Here is a 348-nt window from a genome sequence, read left to right on the forward strand (position 1 = left end):
CACAAACCGCCAGCGCAGGGCCCTGACCGGACCACCCTATGGAACCGCGCCAGTTCCCCGAGGGAGCCGAGAGCCCCCGCCGGAGGCGCCGGCTCTTCATCACAGTTCTTGATCTTGACCTTGACCTTCAGCTCTTGATCTTGCCTGTGCTGTTGATCTTGCTCTTGATCTTGCTCTTGATCTGGCCTGTGCCCTTGCTCCAACTTGCCGGAGTTGAAGAGGCCTGAGGCGGGGCGGGGTCGTGAACACGGGAACCGGCAGCCGACAAGCACACCCGCCGACCCGAACCCCGAACCGGCACAACTATGACCGAAGGCCGTAAAAAGCTTCTAAAACCCACACCCCAAC

The 348-nt window shown here is 61.2% G+C and carries 1 protein-coding gene; it reads right to left on the reverse strand.

Annotation, left to right across the window (positions count from 1 at the left end):
• Positions 1 to 127 precede the first annotated feature (127 nt).
• On the reverse strand, positions 128 to 348 hold a 221-nt coding region (locus KGQ19_RS48970), incomplete at its 5' end, for a hypothetical protein (protein ID WP_212022543.1).

The organism is Catenulispora pinistramenti, assembly GCF_018274385.1.
Classification (GTDB): Bacteria; Actinomycetota; Actinomycetes; order Streptomycetales; family Catenulisporaceae; genus Catenulispora; species Catenulispora pinistramenti.